This window comes from Rufibacter soli (assembly GCF_054781795.1).
This window is the reverse complement of record NZ_BAAGTS010000005.1, coordinates 187,977-210,151: the sequence shown is the minus strand read 5'-3', so window position 1 is coordinate 210,151 and position 22,175 is coordinate 187,977. Positions and strand designations below refer to the sequence as shown.

General features: G+C 51.5%; 16 protein-coding genes. 10 read left to right on the top strand and 6 right to left on the bottom strand.

What is annotated here, in order from left to right; all coding sequences use genetic code 11:
* Positions 1-5: 5 nt before the first annotated feature.
* Positions 6-3,032, bottom strand: coding sequence for a SusC/RagA family TonB-linked outer membrane protein (locus ACYVJQ_RS15495; RefSeq protein ID WP_460894019.1), 3,027 nt, complete (start codon positions 3,030-3,032; stop codon positions 6-8).
* Positions 3,033-3,853: 821 nt separating this feature from the next.
* Here ACYVJQ_RS15495 and ACYVJQ_RS15490 point away from each other — a divergent pair.
* A complete protein-coding gene (locus ACYVJQ_RS15490) occupies positions 3,854-5,098 on the top strand; it encodes an N-acetylmuramoyl-L-alanine amidase (RefSeq protein WP_460894018.1) in 1,245 nt (414 codons plus the stop codon).
* A gap of 174 nt (positions 5,099-5,272) precedes the next feature.
* Here the strand turns inward: ACYVJQ_RS15490 and pruA are convergent, their stop codons facing one another.
* Positions 5,273-6,925 carry an L-glutamate gamma-semialdehyde dehydrogenase gene (gene pruA, locus ACYVJQ_RS15485; RefSeq protein WP_460894017.1) on the bottom strand — a complete coding sequence of 551 codons (1,653 nt, stop codon included), beginning with the start codon at positions 6,923-6,925 and terminating at the stop codon, positions 5,273-5,275.
* A 129-nt stretch (positions 6,926-7,054) separates the two neighbouring features.
* Here pruA and ACYVJQ_RS15480 point away from each other — a divergent pair, with 129 nt between their 5' ends.
* The gene (locus ACYVJQ_RS15480) at positions 7,055-7,801 is read left to right on the top strand and encodes a class I SAM-dependent methyltransferase (RefSeq protein ID WP_460894016.1); all 747 of its coding nucleotides are present in this window, start codon (positions 7,055-7,057) and stop codon (positions 7,799-7,801) included.
* A gap of 118 nt (positions 7,802-7,919) precedes the next feature.
* On the opposite strand, the gene ACYVJQ_RS15475 is transcribed toward ACYVJQ_RS15480, so the two are convergent.
* From ACYVJQ_RS15475 to ACYVJQ_RS15465, 3 genes are all read right to left on the bottom strand, one after another.
* A complete protein-coding gene (locus ACYVJQ_RS15475) occupies positions 7,920-8,252 on the bottom strand; it encodes a hypothetical protein (protein ID WP_460894015.1) in 333 nt (110 codons plus the stop codon).
* Positions 8,253-8,906: 654 nt separating this feature from the next.
* The gene (locus ACYVJQ_RS15470) at positions 8,907-9,740 is read right to left on the bottom strand and encodes a metallophosphoesterase family protein (protein WP_460894014.1); all 834 of its coding nucleotides are present in this window, start codon (positions 9,738-9,740) and stop codon (positions 8,907-8,909) included.
* An 83-nt stretch (positions 9,741-9,823) separates the two neighbouring features.
* Positions 9,824-10,564, bottom strand: a complete 741-nt coding sequence (locus tag ACYVJQ_RS15465) for a nucleotidyltransferase (RefSeq protein ID WP_460894013.1) — start codon at positions 10,562-10,564, stop codon at positions 9,824-9,826.
* A 294-nt stretch (positions 10,565-10,858) separates the two neighbouring features.
* Between ACYVJQ_RS15465 and ACYVJQ_RS15460 the strand changes: the two genes are divergently transcribed.
* Positions 10,859-11,263 (top strand): hypothetical protein, encoded by a 405-nt coding sequence (locus ACYVJQ_RS15460; protein WP_460894012.1) that lies wholly within the window; start codon positions 10,859-10,861, stop codon positions 11,261-11,263.
* Positions 11,264-11,370: 107 nt separating this feature from the next.
* Here the strand turns inward: ACYVJQ_RS15460 and ACYVJQ_RS15455 are convergent, their stop codons facing one another.
* Entirely contained in the window at positions 11,371-11,757 is a 387-nt protein-coding gene (locus ACYVJQ_RS15455; RefSeq protein WP_460894011.1) for an endonuclease domain-containing protein, read from the bottom strand.
* A 327-nt stretch (positions 11,758-12,084) separates the two neighbouring features.
* On the opposite strand from ACYVJQ_RS15455, the gene ACYVJQ_RS15450 reads away from it, so the two are divergent.
* The 7 genes from ACYVJQ_RS15450 to ACYVJQ_RS15420 all read left to right on the top strand — a co-directional run bounded on the left by ACYVJQ_RS15450 (position 12,085) and on the right by ACYVJQ_RS15420 (position 22,129).
* On the top strand, positions 12,085-14,037 hold the full coding sequence (locus ACYVJQ_RS15450) for a DNA polymerase III subunit gamma/tau (RefSeq protein WP_460894010.1): 1,953 nt from the start codon (positions 12,085-12,087) through the stop codon (positions 14,035-14,037).
* Positions 14,038-14,095: 58 nt separating this feature from the next.
* On the top strand, positions 14,096-14,626 hold the full coding sequence (locus tag ACYVJQ_RS15445; protein ID WP_460894009.1) for a hypothetical protein: 531 nt from the start codon (positions 14,096-14,098) through the stop codon (positions 14,624-14,626).
* A 756-nt stretch (positions 14,627-15,382) separates the two neighbouring features.
* Entirely contained in the window at positions 15,383-18,352 is a 2,970-nt protein-coding gene (locus ACYVJQ_RS15440) for a M16 family metallopeptidase (RefSeq protein ID WP_460894008.1), read from the top strand.
* A 167-nt stretch (positions 18,353-18,519) separates the two neighbouring features.
* Complete coding sequence (locus tag ACYVJQ_RS15435; RefSeq protein WP_460894007.1) at positions 18,520-19,602, top strand: glycoside hydrolase family 3 protein; 1,083 nt, start codon at positions 18,520-18,522, stop codon at positions 19,600-19,602.
* A gap of 325 nt (positions 19,603-19,927) precedes the next feature.
* Positions 19,928-20,503, top strand: a complete 576-nt coding sequence (locus tag ACYVJQ_RS15430) for a hypothetical protein (RefSeq protein WP_460894006.1) — start codon at positions 19,928-19,930, stop codon at positions 20,501-20,503.
* Between the two features lie 87 nt (positions 20,504-20,590).
* Positions 20,591-21,052, top strand: coding sequence for an ArsI/CadI family heavy metal resistance metalloenzyme (locus tag ACYVJQ_RS15425; protein WP_460894005.1), 462 nt, complete (start codon positions 20,591-20,593; stop codon positions 21,050-21,052).
* A 504-nt stretch (positions 21,053-21,556) separates the two neighbouring features.
* Positions 21,557-22,129, top strand: coding sequence for a fasciclin domain-containing protein (locus ACYVJQ_RS15420; protein ID WP_460894004.1), 573 nt, complete (start codon positions 21,557-21,559; stop codon positions 22,127-22,129).
* Positions 22,130-22,175 lie beyond the last annotated feature (46 nt).

Genomic DNA, 22,175 nt, shown 5'->3' with positions numbered 1-22,175 from the left:
CAAGATTAGAATTTCAAGTCAACGCCCAGGGTGTAGGTCTGCATAATGGGGTAGAACTCCCCGCCAACGCCGCCGCCGTAGCTTACCTCTGGGTCATATCCTTCAAAGAAATTACTTCTGGTGAACAGGTTTTGCCCGCTCACATATACCCTAAAGCTTTCCACCTTCACTTTCTGGGAAAGGGCCTTAGGAATAGTGTAGCCCAATACCACGTTCTTCAACCTGGTATAAGAACCGTCACGCACCCATTTATCTGACCGTACAAAGTTGTCTGATGAGTTGGCCTCAGGCACCAGCAAAGGATATTCGGCATTAGGGTTTTCTGGGGTCCAGGAGTCTAACTGGTGCTCAAACAGGTTACTGCCGTTAGCGAAAGGTTTAAGACCCACACCGCTCATGAACGTGGAACGCTTACCCACACCTTGGATATAGGCGGTCAGGTCAAAGCCTTTCCAACCGGCGTTCAGGTTAAGGCTATACTCAAAGTGCGGGAAGGGATCTCCCAGGTACACCAGGTCACGGGAATCTATCAAAAGAGGGTTCACGCCATCTGCCTGATAGACCTTCTTGTACTTCACAAAGCCAGGCCGGGCCGAAGTACCCAATTTAGGCGAGGCAGCCACATCATCCCAGTCGCGGTAGTAGCCATCTGTCAGGTACCCCCAGATACCCTGGTTAGGGTAACCTTCCACCATGGTTCTGTCCTGAGAGTTCAAGCCATTGAGGTTGGTGATTTCATTCTGGTTATCGCTCAAGGTGAAGGTAGCGCCGTAAGAGAAACCGTTTATCTCGTTGCGGTGGGTTAGGCTTACTTCCCAGCCTTTGTTTTTCATATCACCTGCGTTGGTGAAAGCCGGGCTAATGCCTGCATAATAAGGCAGCGGGAATTTCATAAGCATGTCATACACGCTCTTGATGTAGTAGTCTGCGGTTAAAGACAATTTGCCTCTCCAAAGACTGGCATCTACCCCCACGTTGAATTGTTTTGATTGCTCCCAACCAATGTTGCTGTTTTCCAGTTCTGTCTGGGCCACACCAGGCACCAATTCTTTGTTGTCGCCCAGGTAGTAACCGTAACCAGGGTTAATGGTAGCGGTATAAGGATAATTGCCTATGTTCTGGTTACCCAGCAAGCCGTAAGAAGCCCTTACTTTTAACAGGTCTATCTTAGTAAGATTCTCCATAAAGGTTTCTCTGGATACTACCCAGCCAGATGACACGGAAGGGAAGAAACCCCATCTGTTTTTAGGCACGAACCTGGACGAACCGTCATAGCGGCCGTTTACCTCCAGAAGGTATTTGTCATCAAAGGTGTAGTTAACGCGGGCATAACCTGACATAAGGGCCCAGCTGCTGGCTCCTCCACCAGAGGTGGCAGTGGCACCGTCGCCGTTTCCTAAGTAATACCGGCCCAGCTCAAAGCCTTGCTTGGCACCAAAAAAGGAAGAGAAGTCACTTTCCTCGGTCTGGAAACCAGCCAGTACCTTGGTGTAATGCTTGCCTAAATCTTTCTCATAAGAAGCCTGGGTTCTAAAGTTATTCTGGATAGTCTGGGACCATCCTTCATTAAGGCCGTCTTCTGCCGGGTAAATACCCAGTACCTGACCTTTCAGGGAAGTAGTATAAGGCGTTACCAGACTTCTGCTTCGGCCGGTCACGTTGCGGCGGGAATATTGCGCCACCAGTTCCAGACCAGCCAGCGGAGTGGCCGTTAAGGTACCGTTCAGCAAAATCTCAGAGCTTTTGTTTTTGTTTTCCCCGCTGGCGTAGGCCTGCGCGGTTGGGTTATCGCCGTTTTTACCGTAGCCCCAATTACCGTCCAATTCACGGGCGGCAGAAAGGGTAGGCAGCATGTAGAGCGCCTTGTTGATAATCCCTTTAGGGGTGCTGACGCCAGGCGCCAGAGTATTGGATTCACGTACCCCGGTAATCAGGCCGGCCTTCAGCCAGGACGTTACCTTGGCATCTGTGTTCACCTGAATGTTGGTACGGTTAAAACTGTTGTTAGGGATCAAACCATCCTGGGTCAGGTAAGAGCCAGAGCCAAACATTCTCAGTTTCTCAGTTCCTCCGCCCACAGACACATTGTGTTGGTGCAGCAAGGCATAGTCTTTCAGGGTTTCTTCTTTCCAGTCTGTGTCATAGCGGTTCCAGTTGTCTGGCTTCAGATTCTTCTGGTCTTCAATAAGCTTTGTCTGCTGCTCTCGCTGGGCTGGAGACACGCTTACTCCTGCGTTATCAAAAGACTGCAGTTCCGCCTGAAGGTATTGCCAGGCTCTTACCACTTTTGGCATGTTGGTGGGGCGCTGCACGGTGGCAGACCCGCTGTAAGAGGTAGTGATGCTGCCCTCTTTCCCGCGCTTGGTGGTGATCAGGATTACCCCGTTGGCCGCCCTTGACCCATAAATAGAAGCAGAAGCCGCATCTTTCAAAACAGACACGCTTTCTACTATGTTAGGATCTACCTGGTTAATGTCCATCTCCACGCCATCTACCAATACCAATGGATAGGTGCTGGAGTTAATGGAGCCAATCCCCCTGATTCTAATGTTAGAACCGTCTGCTCCAGGCTGACCAGAGGTCTGCTGCACCGTAACGCCAGGCATGGTGCCTTGTAGAGCCGTTGATAAAGAAGCCACTTTTCTTTGGTTCAACACTTCGCCGCTTACGGAAGATACCGCGCCGGTTAAGGTGGCTTTTTTCTGGGTGGCATACCCAACTACTACCGTCTCCTGCAGCTCAAAGGCATTAGGCTCCAGATTTACGCTCAGTTGCTTTTGGTTGGTATAAGGAACCGTCTGTGTTTTATACCCAATGAAAGAGAACACTAATTCATCCCCTGGCTTTACATTCAGGCTGAACTTGCCGTTCACATCTGTGGCGGTGCCTTTGGTAGTGCCTTTCACCACAACGCTTACGCCCGGTAAGGACTCAGCCTTATCAGAAACTGTCCCGGTTAAGGTAACATCCTGCGCAAACAGACTGGCAGACCTTATCAATAAGAATAAAATCAAAGTAAAAACTCTTTTCATGTTTTTAACATTTTAGTAAAGCTTGGGCTGAAAATCTATTTTTAACCTTGACTGGCACCAGTCAAAGAGGGTAATGCTTTATATAGGGCTGCACCTAAGGTGATTCAACAAAAACGGAAGGTACCTAGGCGGCTACTGGCCCTCCTCGGTCCTGAGCTTCTGCGGCTCTTGCACCTTTAGAGAGGGGATAAAAAAAGGTCCTTTGAAGGTCTTTGTTTCTGATAGCTAGCCATCTACCCACCCCTTCAGTAAAGTATTTGAGCTTTATTTTTTCTGCTGTATAACCTATCAAATATAACAAAACCAAAAAGTAGGAACCAAATTAATAATGATTAAATTTTAAAAGGTCAATACAATAGTAGTTAAGGTTAAAATGATTGCAATCCTTATTAAATAAATTTAATTACTAATTCATAATACCTTTTCCATTCCATTGAAAGATTGGTCACAAAACCCATGGTTGGCTCTAATTTTAGTATTCAGTCTAGTTAAGATTAAATACTGGGGTTGTCCCTTAACTCAGGGGGATAATCTTCCTCTCAAACTTCCTTACTTGCATCCTTAGCTAAAGGAGTACATGCAGGGTTGTATGCTTTCTACTCTGTCTACTTTCAAGGGCAATCGCACAAATTAGGTTCTTGGAAGGCTATACTTTTGCCATTCTTTTCGCAGATTATCCCAAGTGCGTTAAATAAAATTAAAAAGCAGGTCTCAGTTATTGCATCCTCTGGATGAAAGAATTACTTTAACAAGGATATTCATGAGCTATTGGCAAAAAGCCCATAGCTCTAAAAAATGCTTCTTCTTCCATCATTGCCCCTATGAACAAACTTCTACCCCTATTCTCTTTCTTATTCCTTTGTCTTGGCGGGGCCGCCGCTGCCCAGGGCCTTAACCCGGTTAGGGACACCACGATGACTGTGCAACCGGGCCAAACCTATGTGCTCCCCTTGCAAAAGGCCGGGGCCATTGCCGTGAAGTGTGACACCTGCCCTTTGCCCGGCAGCTATTTCCTGCACGGCCAAGACACCCTTAAAGTAGTACCAGATCCGCACCAGGACCAATCAGCGTTGGTTTCTTTGGAGAACCCGGGGCAGACCATCACCTTTTACAGCGGCAAGATTACCGGTGAGCTTCGGTTGCTGTTTATTTCATCCGGCACGGTAAAAGCCAGCCCTAACAACAAGGTGGCCCAGCGCGAAGGCAACGGCGAGTGCGCCTTTGAGGTAGTGCCTACCTCTGTATGGCGCGCCGGCCTGGAGGCTCCTACCTATACGCGCTCCTATACTGCCACTAAGCACGTGGCCGTGCACCACGCCGCGGGCTCTAACACCGCTACAGACCACGTAAAAGTGGTACGCGACATTTACCTCTACCATCGTAATTCCAACGGCTGGTCAGACATTGGCTACAACTACCTCATCGCCCCAGACGGCACCATTTTCCAGGGCCGCGACAACCCTGCGGGAAACTTTGACCATGACTATGTGCTGGGCGCCCACCTGTGCAGCAACAATTCCAACGCCATGGGCATCTGTCTGCTAGGCGATTTCACCAACACACTGCCTACCCAGAAAGCCATGGAGTCACTCTATAAAGTGATTAAGTGGAAGATCAAAAAAGACAACATAGACGTGTTTGGCAGCACTTCCCACACTATAGGGCCCTCAACTTACATGGCCACTGCCATGATGCCCAACGTCCTGGGCCACCGCGACGGCTGCCAGACCGGGTACACCGCCTGCCCCGGCAACATGCTCTATACCCAAATGGCCGACATCCGGAACCAGGTGAACAACGTCTGCCCCACCCCGTTAAGCGTCTCTGAGCCCGGTGAGGCGTCTTTGGCGGTGGTTTACCCCAACCCAACCGAGGGTGGCGTGGTTCAAACCCAGTTCTCCTGGACTTCAGCTGACATCTATACCCTGGGTGGCCGGTTAGTGCAACGCATTTCCGAAAAACCTGCCCAGCCACTCAAAGTAGATCACCTGGCCGCTGGCGTGTACCTTTTCCATTTCCAGACCCCTGAGTTTGGGAAAGTGGTTAGAAGAGTTGTAGTACAATAGCCTTACAGATTTGCGTTCACTAGATAAGCGGCATTATCCAGGTCTGGCCCTAAGCCAAATAGAAACCGCATCCTGAAAATAAAGCCCATCCTGAAATTCCAGCTCCTAAAACAAAACAGCCCCAAACCGGATTTCCAGTTTGGGGCTGTTTTCATAAAAACGGGCTTAAAACGCTTAGATAGCTCCTTCTTTGGCGCTACCTGACTGCAGGAACGGGTAGCGGTAATCAACCGGCGGCACAAACGTCTCTTTGATGGTACGGGCCGTGGTCCAGCGCAGCAGGTTCAGCATGGAACCGGCCTTATCATTGGTACCTGAGGCGCGTGACCCGCCAAACGGCTGCTGGCCTACAACGGCCCCAGTAGGCTTGTCATTGATGTAGAAGTTACCGGCCGCGTGGGTCAGCTTTTTGGTAGCAGTCTCCACGGCGTAGCGGTCATTAGAGAAGATGGCACCGGTCAGGGCGTACGGAGAGGTGGTGTCTACTAGTTCCAGGGTCTCCTCAAATTCATTCTCATCATACACATATAGCGTCAACACCGGCCCGAAGAGCTCTTCGCACATGGTCACGTATTTAGGATCCTGGGCCACAATGATGGTAGGCTCAATAAAGTACCCTTTGCTCTTGTCATAGTTGCCTCCGGCAATGATCTCCACCCCCTTGTCTTTCTTGGCGGCATCCAGGTACTTGGCCAGCTTGTCAAAGGACTTCTCATCAATCACGGCGTTGACGAAGTTCCCGAAGTCCTGCGGATCTCCCATTTTCAGGGTGCTCAGGTCTTCTATCACGTGGGCTTTCACGTCTTCCCACAGGTTGCTGGGGATATAGGCACGCGAGGCCGCCGAGCATTTCTGCCCCTGGTACTCAAACGCGCCGCGGGTAATGGCCACAGCCACTTCTTTGGCGTTCGCCGATTTATGGGCCACAATAAAGTCCTTGCCGCCGGTCTCGCCCACAATGCGTGGGTAGTTGCGGTAGTTGCCTACGTTCTCGCCAATGGTTTTCCAGATGTTGTTGAACACCCCGGTGCTACCGGTGAAGTGGATACCAGAGAAATCACGGTGCTTGAAGATCACGTCTCCGGCGGTAGGTCCGTCTACATAGACCAGGTTGATTACGCCATCGGGCACGCCCGCGGCCTGGAACAACTCCATGATCACGTTAGCCGAGTACACCTGCGTGTTGGCTGGTTTCCATACCACCACGTTACCCATCATGGCCGGGGCGGCAGGCAGGTTGGCGGCAATGGAGGTGAAGTTGAACGGGGTCAAGGCAAACACGAATCCTTCCAGCGGACGGTGCTCCAGGCGGTTCCACATGCCGGGCAATGACTCGGGCTGCATCTTGTAGATCTCGGTCATGTACTTCACGTTGAACCGGAAGAAGTCAATCAGCTCGCAGGCGGCATCAATCTCAGCTTGGAAGGCGTTTTTGGATTGACCCAGCATGGTGGCGGCGTTCATACGGGCCCTGAAAGGTCCGGCCAGCAGATCGGCGGCTTTGAGGAAGATGGCAGCGCGGCTTTCCCAAGGCATGGCGGCCCATTTCTCGCGGGCGGCCAGGGCGGCGTCAATGGCTTGGGTTACGTGTTTCGCGTTGCCTTCATGGAACTGGCCAATCACGCGCTTATGGTCATGCGGCGGCGCAATGTTCACCGTCTTGCCGGTGCGCACCTCTTCACCCCCAATGTACATAGGGATATCCAGTTGCTGCTCGCGCAGCGAATTATAGGCGGTAAGAAGTTCTTCTCTTTCTTTGCTGCCGGGCGCGTAGCTCTTCACGGGCTCGTTTACCGGAATAGGAACATTGAAAAATCCGTTAGACATATGGGTATCAGGTTAAATTCAACAAATAGATAAACAAAGGTAAGGCTTATAAGTAAAAAAGGCTAACGCGCGTCAGGGAAGCGGGCCCGCGTTAACCTGATTGTCCCTCACCTTACATACGTCCCTTTTATGGCACCAAAAGACAATTTTTCCACCCAGGCCCATCTGTATAAAAAGTTCAGGCCCACCTACCCTGCGGCCTTGTATGAGCACCTGCACAAGCTGGTGCCTGACACCCAACTGGCCTGGGACTGCGGAACCGGCAACGGACAGATTGCCCTGGAGTTGGCCCGTTTCTTCACCCACGTACACGCCACCGACATCAGTGAAAAGCAGTTGGCGCAGGCCCCCGCTTCTGACCGCATCACCTACTACCAAATGCCGGCAGAGCAGACCACCTTCCCAGAAAATTCCTTTGATTTAATAACCGTGGGCCAGGCGGTGCACTGGTTTGAGTTGGACAAGTTTTACCAGGAGGTGATCCGGGTAGCCAAACCCGAGGCTATTCTGGCGCTCTGGGGCTATGGGCTACTTTCCATCTCTCCGGAAATAGACGCGCCCTTCAACCATTTCTACACCAAGACCGTGGGCCCGTACTGGGATTTTGAGCGCCGCTACATTGACGAGGCTTATGCCAGCCTTCCGTTCCCATTCCAGGAGGAGCCGTCTTTCACCGGAGCCATTGTCACGCATTGGGCTTTCTCTGATTTTGAAGGCTACCTTAATTCCTGGTCCAGCGTGCAGACTTATATCAAACAGAAATGGGAAAACCCAGTGGAGCAACTTATGAAAGAGATAAGGCCACTCTGGCCCCAGGGCGAGGAATTGGAAGTGCGTTTCCCCATCTTCAGCCGCATTGGCCGGATTAAAAAGTAACCCTGTTTTGGGGGCGTTTTCTCAAAAACAGGGTTAAAACAGGGTGAGCGTGCTTTATGTTGAGAATGTCTACTTTCACCAAGCAGTACTCTTGCCAACAACAGGAAAAGAAGGGTTATTAGCGCGTTAGTCGCATTGAATCAAAATATTTCCGCAGCTTTTCCTGACTGGTTTTTGTAGCCGGGGTGAGAAACATATGCTCCACCTGATACACCCGTCCCTCTACAAAAATGACTCTTTTAGTACGGGTAATCTGTTTAGTGCCCTTTGGGGGAATGGCTGTAAAGGAAAACTGTAGGCCTTTAAATCCATCTAATTCAAAGGAAGAAGAGTCTATCAAGGTTCCTTTGGTATCCTTAATGTGTGAGTTCATCATGTTCACATAATAGGCATAAGGCTTAGTGATGGGCTTAAGGCCAGGTTGGCTGTTGTAATTAATAGCTACAGCCATATAAGATGCTTCTGGGGTTATGGTATAAAAGATGTTGGAGCCTGGGCCACCATTCAAAGTAGGTTGGCTGGGGAACTCCACGGACATTCTTGGGTCTATATTTAACCGGAGCCAATCAGTGGCAGGTATTGCTCCCAAAAGTAGGGGCACTATGCCACCCGTTGCCAGGAAAAGGGAAAGCTTTTTAATTATACTATTGTTTTTCATTATAGAATTCAGGATCTATTTTGAGTGAGAATTTGCAGATCAAAGTCTTAAATTACTCATTCTTATTTACTTGCCGGCAAAAGGGTAGATAAAAGAAACTTCCGTTGCAGGCTGTTTCCTGCCCTCCGCTGTGGGGCAAGGGAATAATCACTATTTCAAGCAAATGCGTTTGGGGGCTACTTTTGCAAAAACAGGCTTAAAACCCATTTCCCACCTAATTCTTTAAGCAAACCAAAAAATTGGGTAGTCAAGTAATTGGCTGGGGTCTGTTGCTGCTGCTGCTGCTGAACCTAGCATTATTACACACAAAAAAGGGCGCCAATGGCACCCTTCTCCTTCATCTATTATTGCCTTTCCCTCAATTACTGGTGTTCACACAGACCCAAACCAACTAAAAGGGCAACCACAAGGGATTGCCCCTACTTTACCTACCAAGCCTCTTAGAAATTACACATCAAACAGGAAAAACGGCATGGCGAATCCGGCTTTCTGCAAAATAGGTTTAGCCACGTTGAATACCTTTACGCCGTGCGAGGTCTCCCCTTCCAGGGTGCCTATGTGGGCGTGGCCATGGAAACAGGCCAGCACGTTTTGGCGGTTTAGGGGTTCAGCCAGGCGGGAGCAGCCCAGGAACGGGTGGATGGCCTCGGGCTCCCCTTCTACGGTGGCTTTGATGGGCGAATAATGCAGAAGGGCTATCTTTTTTATATCGGGGTATTCAGTATCCAGGCGCGAGAGGCCAGCCTCCAGTTTGAGGGCTTCGTCTACTGCTTCCTGCACGAAGGCTTTGTTGGCCACTTCCCCAAACATAGACAGCATGTGCTGGTCAAAACCACCCCCGAATCCTTTCACGCCGGTAAAGCCCACGTTCTTGATTACCACGGCATCCCCGTCCAGGAAATGGACATTGTCCCGGATCAGGCAAGACCTGATTTCCTCGTGCTGGTTTTTGTCATGGTCATGGTTGCCTAGCACGCAGACCACCGGAATAGTACAGGCCCACATTTCCTCGGCCAGCACCTCGGCTTCCTTGGCGTAGCCGTGATCGGTGAGGTCGCCGCAGAGAAGCAGCACATCTGCCTGGTCTGAGGCCGCCTTAAAGAACTCCACCCATTTTCCTTTGTCGGTTTCGCGCACGTGAATGTCGCCAACGGCCGCAATCCTTACCGGCGGGGTCGCTTGTTGGGGCGGTTGTTCAGGCTGGCCCTGGGGTAGTTGGTTTACAGCTTGTAAAGGCTGAACTGGCTGTGGCGTGACAAAAGGTTGGGGCTGTTGTTCCATTTTAAAAATTGCTGGTTGTTCATTGTTGGTTGTTTAAAAGAAGCTCGTCTTACAACGAACAACTACTAACGATCAACTAAAAACTAGATAGTCATGATGGTCATGGCTTTGAAGCCCCACTCAGTGACGGCCGGGGCGTATTGGGTTTGGTCAATGAGCAGGCCACGGCATACCTTCTCTGTGGGCGGCGGCATGTCAAACTGTTCTTTGGCGCGCAGAATCAATTCATCAAAAAGGTCACGCGGAATAATGTCCCGTTCTGAGGGGTACACAAACTGGAAGGACAGCAGTTGCATGAGCAATAGTTGCCAGTGCTGCTCCAGGGTCTGCAGAATACGCTCCCAGTCCATTTTATCGCCGTGGCGCAGGATGAGGTGGTTGAGGTCTGAGCCATCATAGCGCTCACGGTTCTGCACATAGATTTTGCATTTGAACAGGTCTTCAGCGGAGATGTACTTGACGGGAACGCCAAACTCCGTGCCTTCTGGGGCCCTCCTGAACCAGCCGTCGTTCACGGGCATGTTACTGGCGGGGTTGTTGAAGATGAAATCTACGTACTTGCCGTCTTTGAACGCCTTGGCCAGCCAGCGGGCATCTACCAGTTCGGTTTTGAAGCCTTCGTCTGAGAAGATCTTGAGCAGGCGCGGGCAATCGCCGGCCTTGCAGAACACGTCCATGTCTTTCATGTCGCGCTGCATGCCGGTGTACTGCCTTAGGGCGAAGCCACCGCCCATTAAGAAGGGCAAGCCACTTTCATGCAGCATTTGCAGGGCCTGCGGGTAAAATTCTTTGGCCACTTCGGGGGCCATATCGTCCAGTTCCATAATTGTCTGTTGTTGCTTGTGCTGTTAGGTAAAAGAGGTGTGCCCTGCTAAGGCTAAGCGCCTTTGCCGCCGCTGGCAGGTACGCCCAAAAGCGTTTCCGGCAGGTTGGCGGCAGGTATTGCATTTACTGAATCCTTGGAAAAATGTTATCCTGAAGCGCCATTTCAGGCGCAGAAACCGGTAAAATTCTGTTTTAGGCCTGTTTTCTTAAAAACGGCCTCTAAACAGAAAAACTAGATTTACGGGTTGGGCCAGAATTGCCTAAGTTTGCCACAGTACCTTTCTCTTGTTTCTATGACTGGCAAAAAGTTAAAATATGTACTGCTGGCGGTGGTTGCCGCTATGATTATATGGTTTGTGAAAGACGCCTTCACCCAGCCCGGGGTAGATGACCTTTCCGGCGATTTCACGGAGATAGTCATGTACCGCAACGAGAACAACACCGGGCCTATCCAACGCATTTACGCCGTTACGCTCTCAGATACGCTCTGGGACCAGATGCAGCAGTACGGCGACTTCATGCCCCACACCAAATACGGCACCACCACCGTGTACTTTTTCCTGAAAGGCCAGCCTGCGCCCCAGAAAGTGTACCCAGGCACAGAGAATTTTGAGCCGCAGTTTCAAAAGCAATGTGTGGCGAAATATGAGAAGGACGCTATGGGACAGGTGAGTCTAGTGAAGTGGCCGTTTAGGTAGGAGAAGAAAAGATTTAACTCTTTTATAAGGCAACAGACGCAGAAAAAAAGAACCATTACCGCCCAATAAACGCAGACTCTCCCCTTGAGTGGAGCGCAGAGGGGTGTTTACACAGGAGAACCGCTTTTGCCTTCCTTATACTCCTCAATCCACAAATAGATCTCCTGCATTACATAGGCCATTCGCCTTTTCACGCCAATGTCCTCAAACCGCAGAACGGTGATCCCATACGCCTCCAACTCCTGCTCCCATTGCTGGTCATACTCTACTTTGTCATTGTGGCTGTCGCCGTCTACTTCGATTGCTAAACGCAACTCATGGCTATAGAAGTCCACGATGTAGTTCAGCATGGGCACCTGCCGGTGGAACTGGTAGCCTAGCCTCTTGTCTTTGAACTCCTCCCACAGGAGGATCTCCGCTAGGGTGCTGTTCTTGCGTAGCTGCCTGGCCTTCTCCTTGAGGTCTGGACGGTAGGGGATTATCCTATTGGGCATAAAAGCATTTTACGGGAACGTGTGCTCGCAGGTGTAAACACCCCTCTGCAGAGCTTCGCTCGCTGCCTCAAACTCTCGTTTGGGCAATCCTCAAGGGGAGAGTCTGCGGTGATTGGAAGCCATTGGATCTTTTAGCTAGATACAATCACATTTGAGGAAGGCTTTAACACAAAGGCCAATTCGAAATTAACTCCACTTTTCCCTTTCTGCCCCAGCCTTCCCAAAACAGCCTCCAGCCGCCCTCTCCTTTGCACTAAACTAAGAACCTATAAATCTTGGTTCGATTCCTGGCGGAGTCGAATCAAAATCGATTAACTTTGTAGAGCGATGGAGAATTTTGTTGTATCGGCCCGTAAGTATCGTCCTACCACCTTTGACAGCGTGGTGGGGCAGCACCATATTACCACTACTTTAAAGAACGCAATCAGCAGTAACCACCTGGCGCAGGCGTTCCTGTTCTGCGGACCTAGGGGCGTGGGCAAGACCACCTGTGCGCGTATTCTGGCCAAGACGATTAACTGCCAGAACCTTACCCCAGAGATAGAGGCCTGCAACGTTTGTGACTCCTGCAAGAGCTTCAACAACAACAGCTCGTTCAACGTGCATGAGCTGGATGCGGCGTCCAATAACTCCGTAGATGATATCAGAAACCTGGTGGAGCAGGTGCGCTATGCGCCCCAGGCGGGCAAGTACAAGATCTATATCATAGATGAGGTGCACATGCTCTCCAACTCGGCGTTTAACGCGTTTCTGAAGACTCTAGAAGAGCCGCCGTCCTACGCCATTTTCATTCTGGCTACCACTGAGCGCCACAAGATCATCCCCACCATTTTATCACGGTGCCAGATTTTTGACTTCAACCGCATTCAGATTGAAGACATGGTACGGCACCTAGACAGCATTGCCGGCAAAGAGGAAATCAAAGCCGATGCCGATGCCCTGCACCTGATTGCCCAGAAAGCCGACGGCGCTCTGCGTGATGCCCTCTCCATCTTTGACCAGATGGTGACCTTCTCGGGCAACCACCTCACCTACAAGGCCACCGTGCAGAACTTGCACATCCTGGACTATGACTATTACTTCAGGCTTACCGACTTCCTACTCACGCAGAACCTGAGCGGCGCGTTGCTTTTATATGATGAGATCCTGAAGAACGGCTTTGACTCACACAACTTCGTGCTGGGCATTGGCGAGCATTTCAGGAGCCTTTTGGTGTGCAAAGACCAGGTAACCATTCAGTTACTGCAGGTGTCTGAGAACATAAAGGCGCAGTATGCGGTGCAGGCCCAGGAAGCGTCGCTAAGTTTCCTGCTTTCAGGCTTGAACCTGGTAGGCACTTGTGACCAGAACTTCAAATCTGCCAAGAACCAACGGCTGCACGTAGAACTGCTGCTCATGAAACTGGCGCACCTGCCGCACGCCCTGCAACTGGCCCAAGACGTCTCTGTAACCGGAGAGGTTAAAAAAAAAACTAATGGAAGTTCCGGCGTAGCCGCGCCAGCCCCTGCGAGTTCGACTCCTGCTCTGGGTACGCCACAACCGGCACCTTCGGCTACGCCGAAAATGCCGATTCCCACGTTGGCGTCCGCCGCCCCGGTTGAGGCAGGTTCTGCCAAAAACAGCCCCGAAACGCACCACAACACTGCTCCGGCAGATATGGACGCGGGCGAAGACCCCATGTTTGACACCTACCCGGCCGAGGCTCCTTCACCGGTACCTGCAGCAGAGAAACCGGCTCCCGCCATGGCGGCCCCGGCGGCTCCCTTGCGGACGGTTGCTTCCCCGCTGGCCAGCCGCAAGGTCTCCAAACTACCCAGCCTGAAAAACATTGAGGAACGGGTGGCAGCCTCGGCGGCGCCTATGGTAGAGGTACTAGAAGAGGAAACCGAAGCCTACGTGCCCGGCTCTTTACCCACCATCAACCAGCACAAACTACAGCAGCTCTGGCAACTGTACGTAGACCGCGTCAAGCACACAGACCGCACCCTGGAATACACCATCCTGAACCGTGAGTGGTATTTTGATGCTGAGAAAGCCGAAGTGCACCTGCAGGTAGAAAACGAGGTACAGGTAGCGGAATTCAATAGCTTCAAGCCGGAGTTTCTGCTGTACCTGCGCCAGGGCCTGGGGCACAACCGCCTGCAGGTGACCATAGACGTGGTGCAGCAGGAAAACGGCCGCAACCTTTACACTTCCCAGGACAAGTACAATTACCTGGCAGATATTTACCCGGCCCTCAAAGACCTGAAAACCCGCCTCGGGCTAGACACCGATTTCTAATTCCTTCGTAAACCTGTGAGACCTCACCCGTTTCACAGGTTTTTCTTTTCCCCCTTGCATGAGCCACCTCTTTGACCGTAAAACCGACAATTTCTTTGGGAGCCTGAGTTATCTGGGCTATGTCTTGCTTCTGGTTGGGTTAGCCACGGCCAGCAGTCCCTGGTGGTGGGGCGAGGGTGCCGACCAGACCCAGATGCTGGCAGTAGGTGGTTTGCTGGTAGTGCTGGGGTTCCTGTTCAAATTCACCTACCACGGCTTCCAGCTAGATCTGCAGCACCGGCGCGTGCGCGAGTACCTGAGCATGTTCGGGTTCAAGACCGGCAAATGGGCGCCATTGCCTGCGTTCCAGCGCATAACCCTTACCTCTTTGCAGGCGGCACATGACTATGATCACGGGCATTCGCACGGCGAGGAGTCAGCGCCTCTGGTGACCTGGTACACCATCGGGCTTTACTCCCAATCCCCCTCGGCAGACTATGAACTGCGCACTGATAACCAAGAGGATGCCCGTCAGACCCTGAAGCTCCTGGCGGAGAAACTGGGCATTGCAGCCGAAGACCATACGCTAGCGTCGAGTCGCGAGTCCTGAGTCACGAGTCCTGAGTCGGAAATGCGTGTATCATCCCCTTACCCCCTTCAAAGGGGGACGAGGAAGAGGGCAACAGTTTAATCAGCAACGCAGTCTCTCCTGTGTAAACTCCCCCTTCGCCCCCCTCAAGGGGGGAGTCAGCGTTGAAGTGACGGGGTTGTTTTTGGAGAGCGGTGATGCGTTTTAAGCCTGTTTTCAGAAAATCGTACCCAAAACACCTTTTGCTACAAATGCCTTATTGAAGGATACAACCACGCATTTCCCCTTTTCCAGCCTTTCGGCTGAGCGCCTAGCACTCGACCCGGAGCCGCGGCAGCGGCAGGCCCTGCGGGGCCAGGCGAGGGCACAGCGCGAGGGCGGAAGGCGGGGCCCCGCGGCCGTGAGCGCTCGGAGGGAGAAGATGCAACATGAAAGCCCATGAATACATAGAAAAGCGGTCAATCCTAGGCTTAAGCGGAATGGGTTAGGGGACAAGGCACTTGTCAAAGGAGAGGCAGTTGAAGTTCTCGGTAACAACACCAACAACGGCGGAAACGGCAGAAGGAAAACGCATTTCCCAAAGAAGCTACTTTTCTATTCCCCAAAACCATCCATCATTTAGAAAAACCAAAACCCATTCACTCCTATTTTGAGTCTGTTTTCTCAAAAACAGGCTCAAAACGCCATACACTACTCCTTGTTTAAAAGCGTTAGGACCTATAAAAGGGAATGCATTCCTTTTCCTATATTTGATCATCCTCAACTCACCTTATATCCGTGAAGAAACAACTTCTTTCCCTCTCCATACTAGGCGCCTTGCTCTTGACCCAGTGTAAGACCAGCACGCCTACCCAAGCTACCCAGGGCACCGCCGCCACCGCTAGCACGGTAGTAGAAGCACCCAAGGAGTCCTTCCCGTACAAGACCGTTCCCAATGACCCCCTCAAGGCGCGTATCTACACCCTGGACAATGGCCTGACGGTGTACCTCACGCAGTACAAAGACGCGCCTCGTATCCAGACCTACATCGCGGTACGCGCGGGCAGCAAGAACGATCCGGCCAACGCCACGGGCCTGGCGCATTACCTGGAGCACATGGCTTTTAAGGGCTCTACCCGCCTGGGAACCATCAACTGGGCCAAGGAGCAGGAAGAACTAGCCAAGATTGAGGCGCTGTATGAGACGTACCGCACCCAGAAAGACCCGGCGTTGCGCAAGAAAACCTACCACCAAATTGACTCCATCTCGGGGGTGGCCGCCAAGTACGCGGTACCCAATGAGTATGACAAGCTGGTGGCGGCTATGGGTATGAAGAACTCCAACGCCAGTACCTGGGTAGAGCAGACCATCTATTACGGAGATATCCCCAGCAACCAGATAGCCAAGTGGGCCATGTTGGAATCGGAGCGGTTGGGCGTGATGATCCCCAGGCTGTTCCACACCGAGCTGGAGGCCGTGTACGAGGAGAAGAACCGGTCGCTGGACAATGACAACAACAAGGCCTTTGAGGCGGCCTTTGCGGCGCTGTTCCCTACGCACCAGTACGGCGCTCAGACCACCATTGGCACCGTGGAGCACCTCAAGAACCCGTCTATCACCGAGATCAAGAAGTACTTTGACCAGTACTACGTACCCAACAACATGGCCATTGCCATGAGCGGCGACCTGGACTTTGACCAGACCATCAAAACCATCAACGAGCATTTCGGGCGTTGGAAGAACAAGGAAGTGCCCGCCTATACTCCTCCGCAGGAAAAGCCCATTACCACCCCGGTGGTGAAGGAAATTCTGGGTCCGGAATCTGAAATGGTCTTAATGGCCTACCGGTTCCGGGGCATAAAATCTAAGGACGCGTTGGTGCTGCGCATGATCAACCAGATTCTGAGCAACGGGCAGGCCGGCCTGATTGACCTCAACATCAACCAGAAGCAGGCGGCTTTGGGCGCAGGGTCTTTCTCTGAGATTTACAATGACTACAGCGCGCATTTTCTGAGCGGTAATCCGCGCCAGGGCCAGACCCTGGACCAGGTGAAGAACCTGCTCTTGCAGCAGATTGAGCTGGTGAAGAAAGGGCAGTTTGAAGACTGGCTTATTCCGGCCATCGTGAACAAGAACAAGATCAGTAAGATGCAGGCCTATGAAAGCAACGCCGCCCGCGCCACCGCCTTCGTAGACGCCTTTATTGCCCGCCAGGATTGGGCCGATTACCTGAAGCAGGAAGACGCGTTTGAGAAGATCACCAAGCAGGACGTGGTGGACGTGGCCAACCGCTATTACGGCAACAACTACGCCCTCATCTACAAGCGCACCGGTCAGGACCCTAACGCCCAAAAGGTAGAAAAACCCACCATTACCCCGGTGCCCGCCAACCGCGAGGCCCAATCAGACTACTACAAACAGGTGGCGGCTATGCCGGTGTCTGACCTGCAGCCGCAGTTCGTGGATTATCAGAAAGACATCCAGCAGGGCACGTTGAAAGGCAACATTCCGGTGTACTTCACCAAGAACCAGGAGAACGGCCTCTTCAGCCTTTATTACATCCTGGACATGGGCACCAACAATGACTTGAAGCTGGGGCTGGCCGTGGATTACCTGCAATACCTGGGCACCGACAAATACTCCGCCGAGGAACTGCAGAAGGAGTTCTTCAAGATCGGTTGCTCGTTTAACGTGTCTTCGGGGCAGGACCAGGTGTATGTTTCTTTGACTGGTCTGGACGAGAACCTGGAGAAAGGCCTGCAGCTGTTTGAAAGCCTCCTGCAGAACCCCCAGCCCGACCAGAAAGCCTTGAACGACCTGGTAGCCGGTATTCTCAAAGACCGCAAAGACGCCAAGCTCAACAAGAACATCATCCACAGCGTGGCCATGGTCAACTACGCCAAGTACGGTCCTAAGAACCCGTTCACGCATATCTTGTCAGAACAGGAACTGAAGAAGGTGAAGCCCGCCGAGCTGATCTCCCGCATCAAGAGCATTCCTACCTACCAGCACCGCGTGCTGTACTATGGGCCACGTGAGGTGCCCGCCATTACCGCTACCCTGAACACCGGCCATATTGTACCCGCCACGTTGCAACCAGTGCCGGCAGAGAAATCCTTCAAGGAGCTGGACATTAACAAGCGCCAGGTGTACTGGACCAACTATGACATGGTGCAGGCGGAGCTGTTATTTCTGACCAAGTCTCTAAACTATGACCCTAAGCTGGTGCCCACCATCCGGCTTTATAATGAGTACTTTGACGGTGGCATGGGCGCCATTGTGTTCCAGGAGTTGCGTGAGTCCAGGGCCTTGGCGTACTCAGCCAGCTCTCGGTTTGCTAACGCCAGCCGGAAAGACCGCGCCAACTACATCATGTCCTACATCGGTACGCAGTCTGATAAGCTCCCCGAGGCCATGGCTGGCATGCAGGAACTGTTAAATGACCTGCCGGTAGCCGAGACCAACTTCACCAACGCCAAGGCCTCGGTGCGCAACAGCATCGCCACAGAGCGCATTAATAAGGTGGGCATCTTGATGAACTATGAGCAGGCCCGTAAGCTGGGCATTGACCATGATATCCGGAAGGATATCTACCAGAGCCTGGATGCCCTGACCCTGGACCAGATCAAGGCGTTCCAGCAGCAGTTTGTGAAAGGCCAGAACCAGACCATTCTGGTGATAGGCTCCAAAAACCGACTCAACTTCAAGGAACTGGCCAAGTACGGCACCGTGAAGCAACTAAGCTTGAAAGAGCTGTTCGGGTATTAGTTTTTAGTTGTCAGTTGTCAGTTGTTAGTTATCAGAAGGAAGGAGCAGCCATGGTGGTTGCTCCTTCTTTGTTTTAGGGCTACTTTTAAAAAACGGGCTAGGAAACGGAAATTGTACCAGACCTTATACCCTTCTTTTGAGCCTCTACTATACAACAGTTTCACTTTATGAAAAGCGTACACCTTTGCCTGCTTCTTTGCCTTGGGTCCTTTCTTTGCCGGGCGCAGAAATCCGTCTCGCTGGAAAGCAAAATTGGACAAATGCTAATGATTGGGTTGCCCTCTAATATGGTGGATACCACCAATATCTTTTACCAGGATATTGCCAAAGGCAGGATTGGGGGCATCACCATGTATGAACGGCACCTCACGCCCACCAACGCGGCTGAGAATCTAAAAAACCTGATTAGCACCTATCAGAATGCTGCCCCCACGCCGCTGTTCGTTTCTATTACCCAAGAGGGCGGAATAGTGAATAGACTCAAACCCCAATACGGGTTTCCGGCCATGGTCTCAGCACAGTACCTGGGCCAACTGGACATCCTGGACAGCACCAAATTTTATGCTGACAACACGGCCTATACCCTTTCCAGGTTAGGCATTAACATCAATTTTGCGCCGGTGCTGGATGTCTTCTCCCCTACCAATCCGGTGCTGGGTACGCGGCAGCGCACCTATTCCACAGACCCGGCCATCATTGCCAAACACGCGGCCCAGGTAATAGCCGCCCACAATTACTTTAAGGTGCACACGGTGGTAAAACATTTCCCGGGCCACGGCAGCTCCACGGAAGATTCACACCTGGGCCTCACCGATGTGAGCCGAACCTGGCAGCCAAACGAACTGGACCCGTACCGGCGCCTGATCAAACAAGGCCTGGTACAGGGGGTCATGACGGCGCATATTGTGAATACCAGGTTAGATGACAGTAAATTACCCGCCACGCTGTCTAAGAAAGTGATGACGACTCTGCTTCGTAAAAACCTGAAATTTGATGGGGTCATTTTTTCTGATGACATGCACATGAAAGCCATCAGCACCGAATACGGTCTCAAAGAAGCAGTGGAACGCGCCATCAACGCGGGCGTAGACGTGTTGCTATTCTCGGGCAACATTGCCGGTCAACCTCCTGTGTCGGGCTCCGCTTTGGTAGCGCTTATTCTGGAATTGGTGCAGGAAAAGAAAATTCCGGAAAGCAGGATCAATGACGCGTACACCCGCATTATGAAAATGAAGAACAGATGGAAGTAAGAGAATCCAGAATTAGCACCAGGCAGACAAAGAGGCTTCTAATCAAACAGGCAAAACTCTACTCTGGCAGTACCTTGCTCTAAGGACTTAAAGATGTTAGTAGCTAGACGCTAGATATTAGATTTTGCAGCAGGAGCGGCCGTTGGTCGCTCCTGCTGCGTTTTAGGGGCGTTTTTACCAAAACAGGCCCAAAACGAATGAACTGCTTCAAAAATCTGAGGCTTGACCAGTGGGTAAATGGAAGAATAAATGTTAAGTAATAAGTGAACCCAATTAGCGACTCATGATCAAAAGACTAGCACCAACTTTTTTAAAGAATTGACATATGAACAAGGCATCGTTTTTTAAGGTAAGGATTTGGTTTACGGCGCTGGTAGCCATTGCCATCTGGGCGCTGTTGAGTTATCAGCATTACCATGGGGGCGTGCCCATCCATCATATCCTGGCAGATGAAAACCTTCCTAGCTTTTCTAATTGGTGGGGAGCGCTTCTGCTTCCGGTGCTGACCTGGGTGCTTCTATTTCGCATAGAAAAAAGAGCCGACAGCTCAAATGAATCTGGGTATTCTGGTGCGCCTACATCTCTGAAATATGTAGTCATTGGCTTTGCCGGTGCCTTATTATTTGGCAGCCTCCTCTCCATCTTCTTCTCGCTAGGGTACCAAGACCTGCCCGGCTATATGCTATTAGGTTTATTTGCCCTGGCATTGTTTGTCCCTGTTTACCGCGCCCAGTGCCTGCTGGGCTTTGTGCTGGGCATGACCATTACCTTTGGCGCCATTCTGCCCACGGGCGTAGGGCTTATTCTGTCTATGATTACCGCGGTGATATACCTTGTCATAAGGCCTTCGTTCTTATTTGTATTTGCCAGACTGGCGGGTAAGCAGAGAACCCAGGTGTAAAACGTCACCTAAAAATATTTTCAGAAAGCTTGCGTCTTTTCGGGTGGTAGGGCGTCTTCAGGGCAGAACATTAAAAACGGTAAAGCCATGAAAAGATTTCACGTACACGTAAGAGTAGAAAACCTTCAGGAAAGCATTGACTTCTATAACGCCTTGTTTAACGCCCCTCCTACGGTGGTAAAGCCCGACTATGCCAAATGGATGTTGGAAGACCCCAGAATCAATTATGCTATTTCTACCGGGCACAGTGAAACCGGCATTGAGCACCTGGGCCTGGAAGTGACCAGCGAGGAAGAACTGCACGACGTGTACGCCCACATGCAAAACGCCAAAGGCACCATCAGAGCCGAAGGCGAATGTACCTGCTGCTATTCTAAATCGCAGAAAAGCTGGATCACAGATCCGCAGGGCGTTGACTGGGAGGCCTTTTACACCCACGGCACCGCCACCGTCTACGGAGAAGGCATCAATGCCAGACCGGCCCCCGAAGCCATGGAACAATGGACCGGCAACGACGGTAAAAACGCCCCGGTTCCAGCTTTGGCGTAGCCGAGATTCATCGCCTATAAAACCTGACAAGCTGTAATCGCCCGCATTAAGGCTACCAGAAAGAAGGTTCGGAGATTGGCGGTTATTGATAGAAATAGCGCAGAGGGAGTAGCCACCGGTTACTCCCTCTGCGTTTTGGGGCTGTTTTCTTGAAAACAGGCGTAAAACAGCCAGGCACTACACCTACTATTCCCTCTTACAAATCACAAAGACTTTTGACGGGTGTTCTGGCTTTCTCCTCCACCTGCTCTTACAGAACCCGCAATAGGATTACTTCCTCCTTGGCCTGTCCCCTGACAGGCCAACGTAGTTAAATTGCTTTCTGCTTCTCCTTGTAAAGGAGCTACCACTTATATCCTCCGGAAAAACGAGACAAGGTTTCCTTCACCACGGAACCCAGAAAAATAAACCGCCTCTTTTCCTCGCTTCAGAATAAATTCTAAACAATACCGGGGCAGGCTAGTTTACCTTTTGATTATCAATCTACTACAAAAACCAAAACGTATGAAAAAGTTAACCATTTTCCTGTTTTCAGCCGCTGTTCTCTTTGGCTGTAACACCAATGAAAAAGCCACCGAAACCACAGACACCACCACTACCAGTACGGAGACCGTGACCACCGATGACACCATGACTACCGATGCCACGCCCACTACCGGAACGAAAGACATTGTAGCCCTGGCTTCTGAAACCCCATCGCTCTCTACCCTGGTGCAGGCCCTGAAAGCCGCTGACCTGGTGGGCGCCTTACAAGGAGCCGGTCCTTTCACCGTGTTCGCTCCTACCAATGAGGCCTTCGCGGCGTTACCCGCGGGGACCCTGGAAAGCCTGCTGAAGCCTGAGAACAAACAAAAGCTGATAGATATTTTAACCTACCACGTGGTAGAAGGCAATGTGCGGTCTACTGACTTAACCAACAACATGATGCCCAAAACCCTGAATGGCGCTACCTTAAAAGTGATGCTTCACACCAATAGCGTGATGATCAATGACGCCACCGTGACCATGCCCAACATAGCCGCCACCAACGGCGTAGTGCACGTGATTGACAAAGTAATGTTGCCGCCAAGCAAGTAATATCCTTACAGGAATAATTGAAAACGGGCTGGTGCTTTTAAAAGCA

Coding starts and splice junctions, on each gene's coding strand:
- ACYVJQ_RS15495 (WP_460894019.1), bottom strand. CDS start 3,032: ATGAAAAGAGTTTTTACTTTGATTTTATTCTTATTGATAAGGTCTGCC.
- ACYVJQ_RS15490 (WP_460894018.1), top strand. CDS start 3,854: ATGAACAAACTTCTACCCCTATTCTCTTTCTTATTCCTTTGTCTTGGC.
- pruA (WP_460894017.1), bottom strand. CDS start 6,925: ATGTCTAACGGATTTTTCAATGTTCCTATTCCGGTAAACGAGCCCGTG.
- ACYVJQ_RS15480 (WP_460894016.1), top strand. CDS start 7,055: ATGGCACCAAAAGACAATTTTTCCACCCAGGCCCATCTGTATAAAAAG.
- ACYVJQ_RS15475 (WP_460894015.1), bottom strand. CDS start 8,252: ATGGCTGTAGCTATTAATTACAACAGCCAACCTGGCCTTAAGCCCATC.
- ACYVJQ_RS15470 (WP_460894014.1), bottom strand. CDS start 9,740: ATGGAACAACAGCCCCAACCTTTTGTCACGCCACAGCCAGTTCAGCCT.
- ACYVJQ_RS15465 (WP_460894013.1), bottom strand. CDS start 10,564: ATGGAACTGGACGATATGGCCCCCGAAGTGGCCAAAGAATTTTACCCG.
- ACYVJQ_RS15460 (WP_460894012.1), top strand. CDS start 10,859: ATGACTGGCAAAAAGTTAAAATATGTACTGCTGGCGGTGGTTGCCGCT.
- ACYVJQ_RS15455 (WP_460894011.1), bottom strand. CDS start 11,757: ATGCCCAATAGGATAATCCCCTACCGTCCAGACCTCAAGGAGAAGGCC.
- ACYVJQ_RS15450 (WP_460894010.1), top strand. CDS start 12,085: ATGGAGAATTTTGTTGTATCGGCCCGTAAGTATCGTCCTACCACCTTT.
- ACYVJQ_RS15445 (WP_460894009.1), top strand. CDS start 14,096: ATGAGCCACCTCTTTGACCGTAAAACCGACAATTTCTTTGGGAGCCTG.
- ACYVJQ_RS15435 (WP_460894007.1), top strand. CDS start 18,520: ATGAAAAGCGTACACCTTTGCCTGCTTCTTTGCCTTGGGTCCTTTCTT.
- ACYVJQ_RS15430 (WP_460894006.1), top strand. CDS start 19,928: ATGAACAAGGCATCGTTTTTTAAGGTAAGGATTTGGTTTACGGCGCTG.
- ACYVJQ_RS15425 (WP_460894005.1), top strand. CDS start 20,591: ATGAAAAGATTTCACGTACACGTAAGAGTAGAAAACCTTCAGGAAAGC.
- ACYVJQ_RS15420 (WP_460894004.1), top strand. CDS start 21,557: ATGAAAAAGTTAACCATTTTCCTGTTTTCAGCCGCTGTTCTCTTTGGC.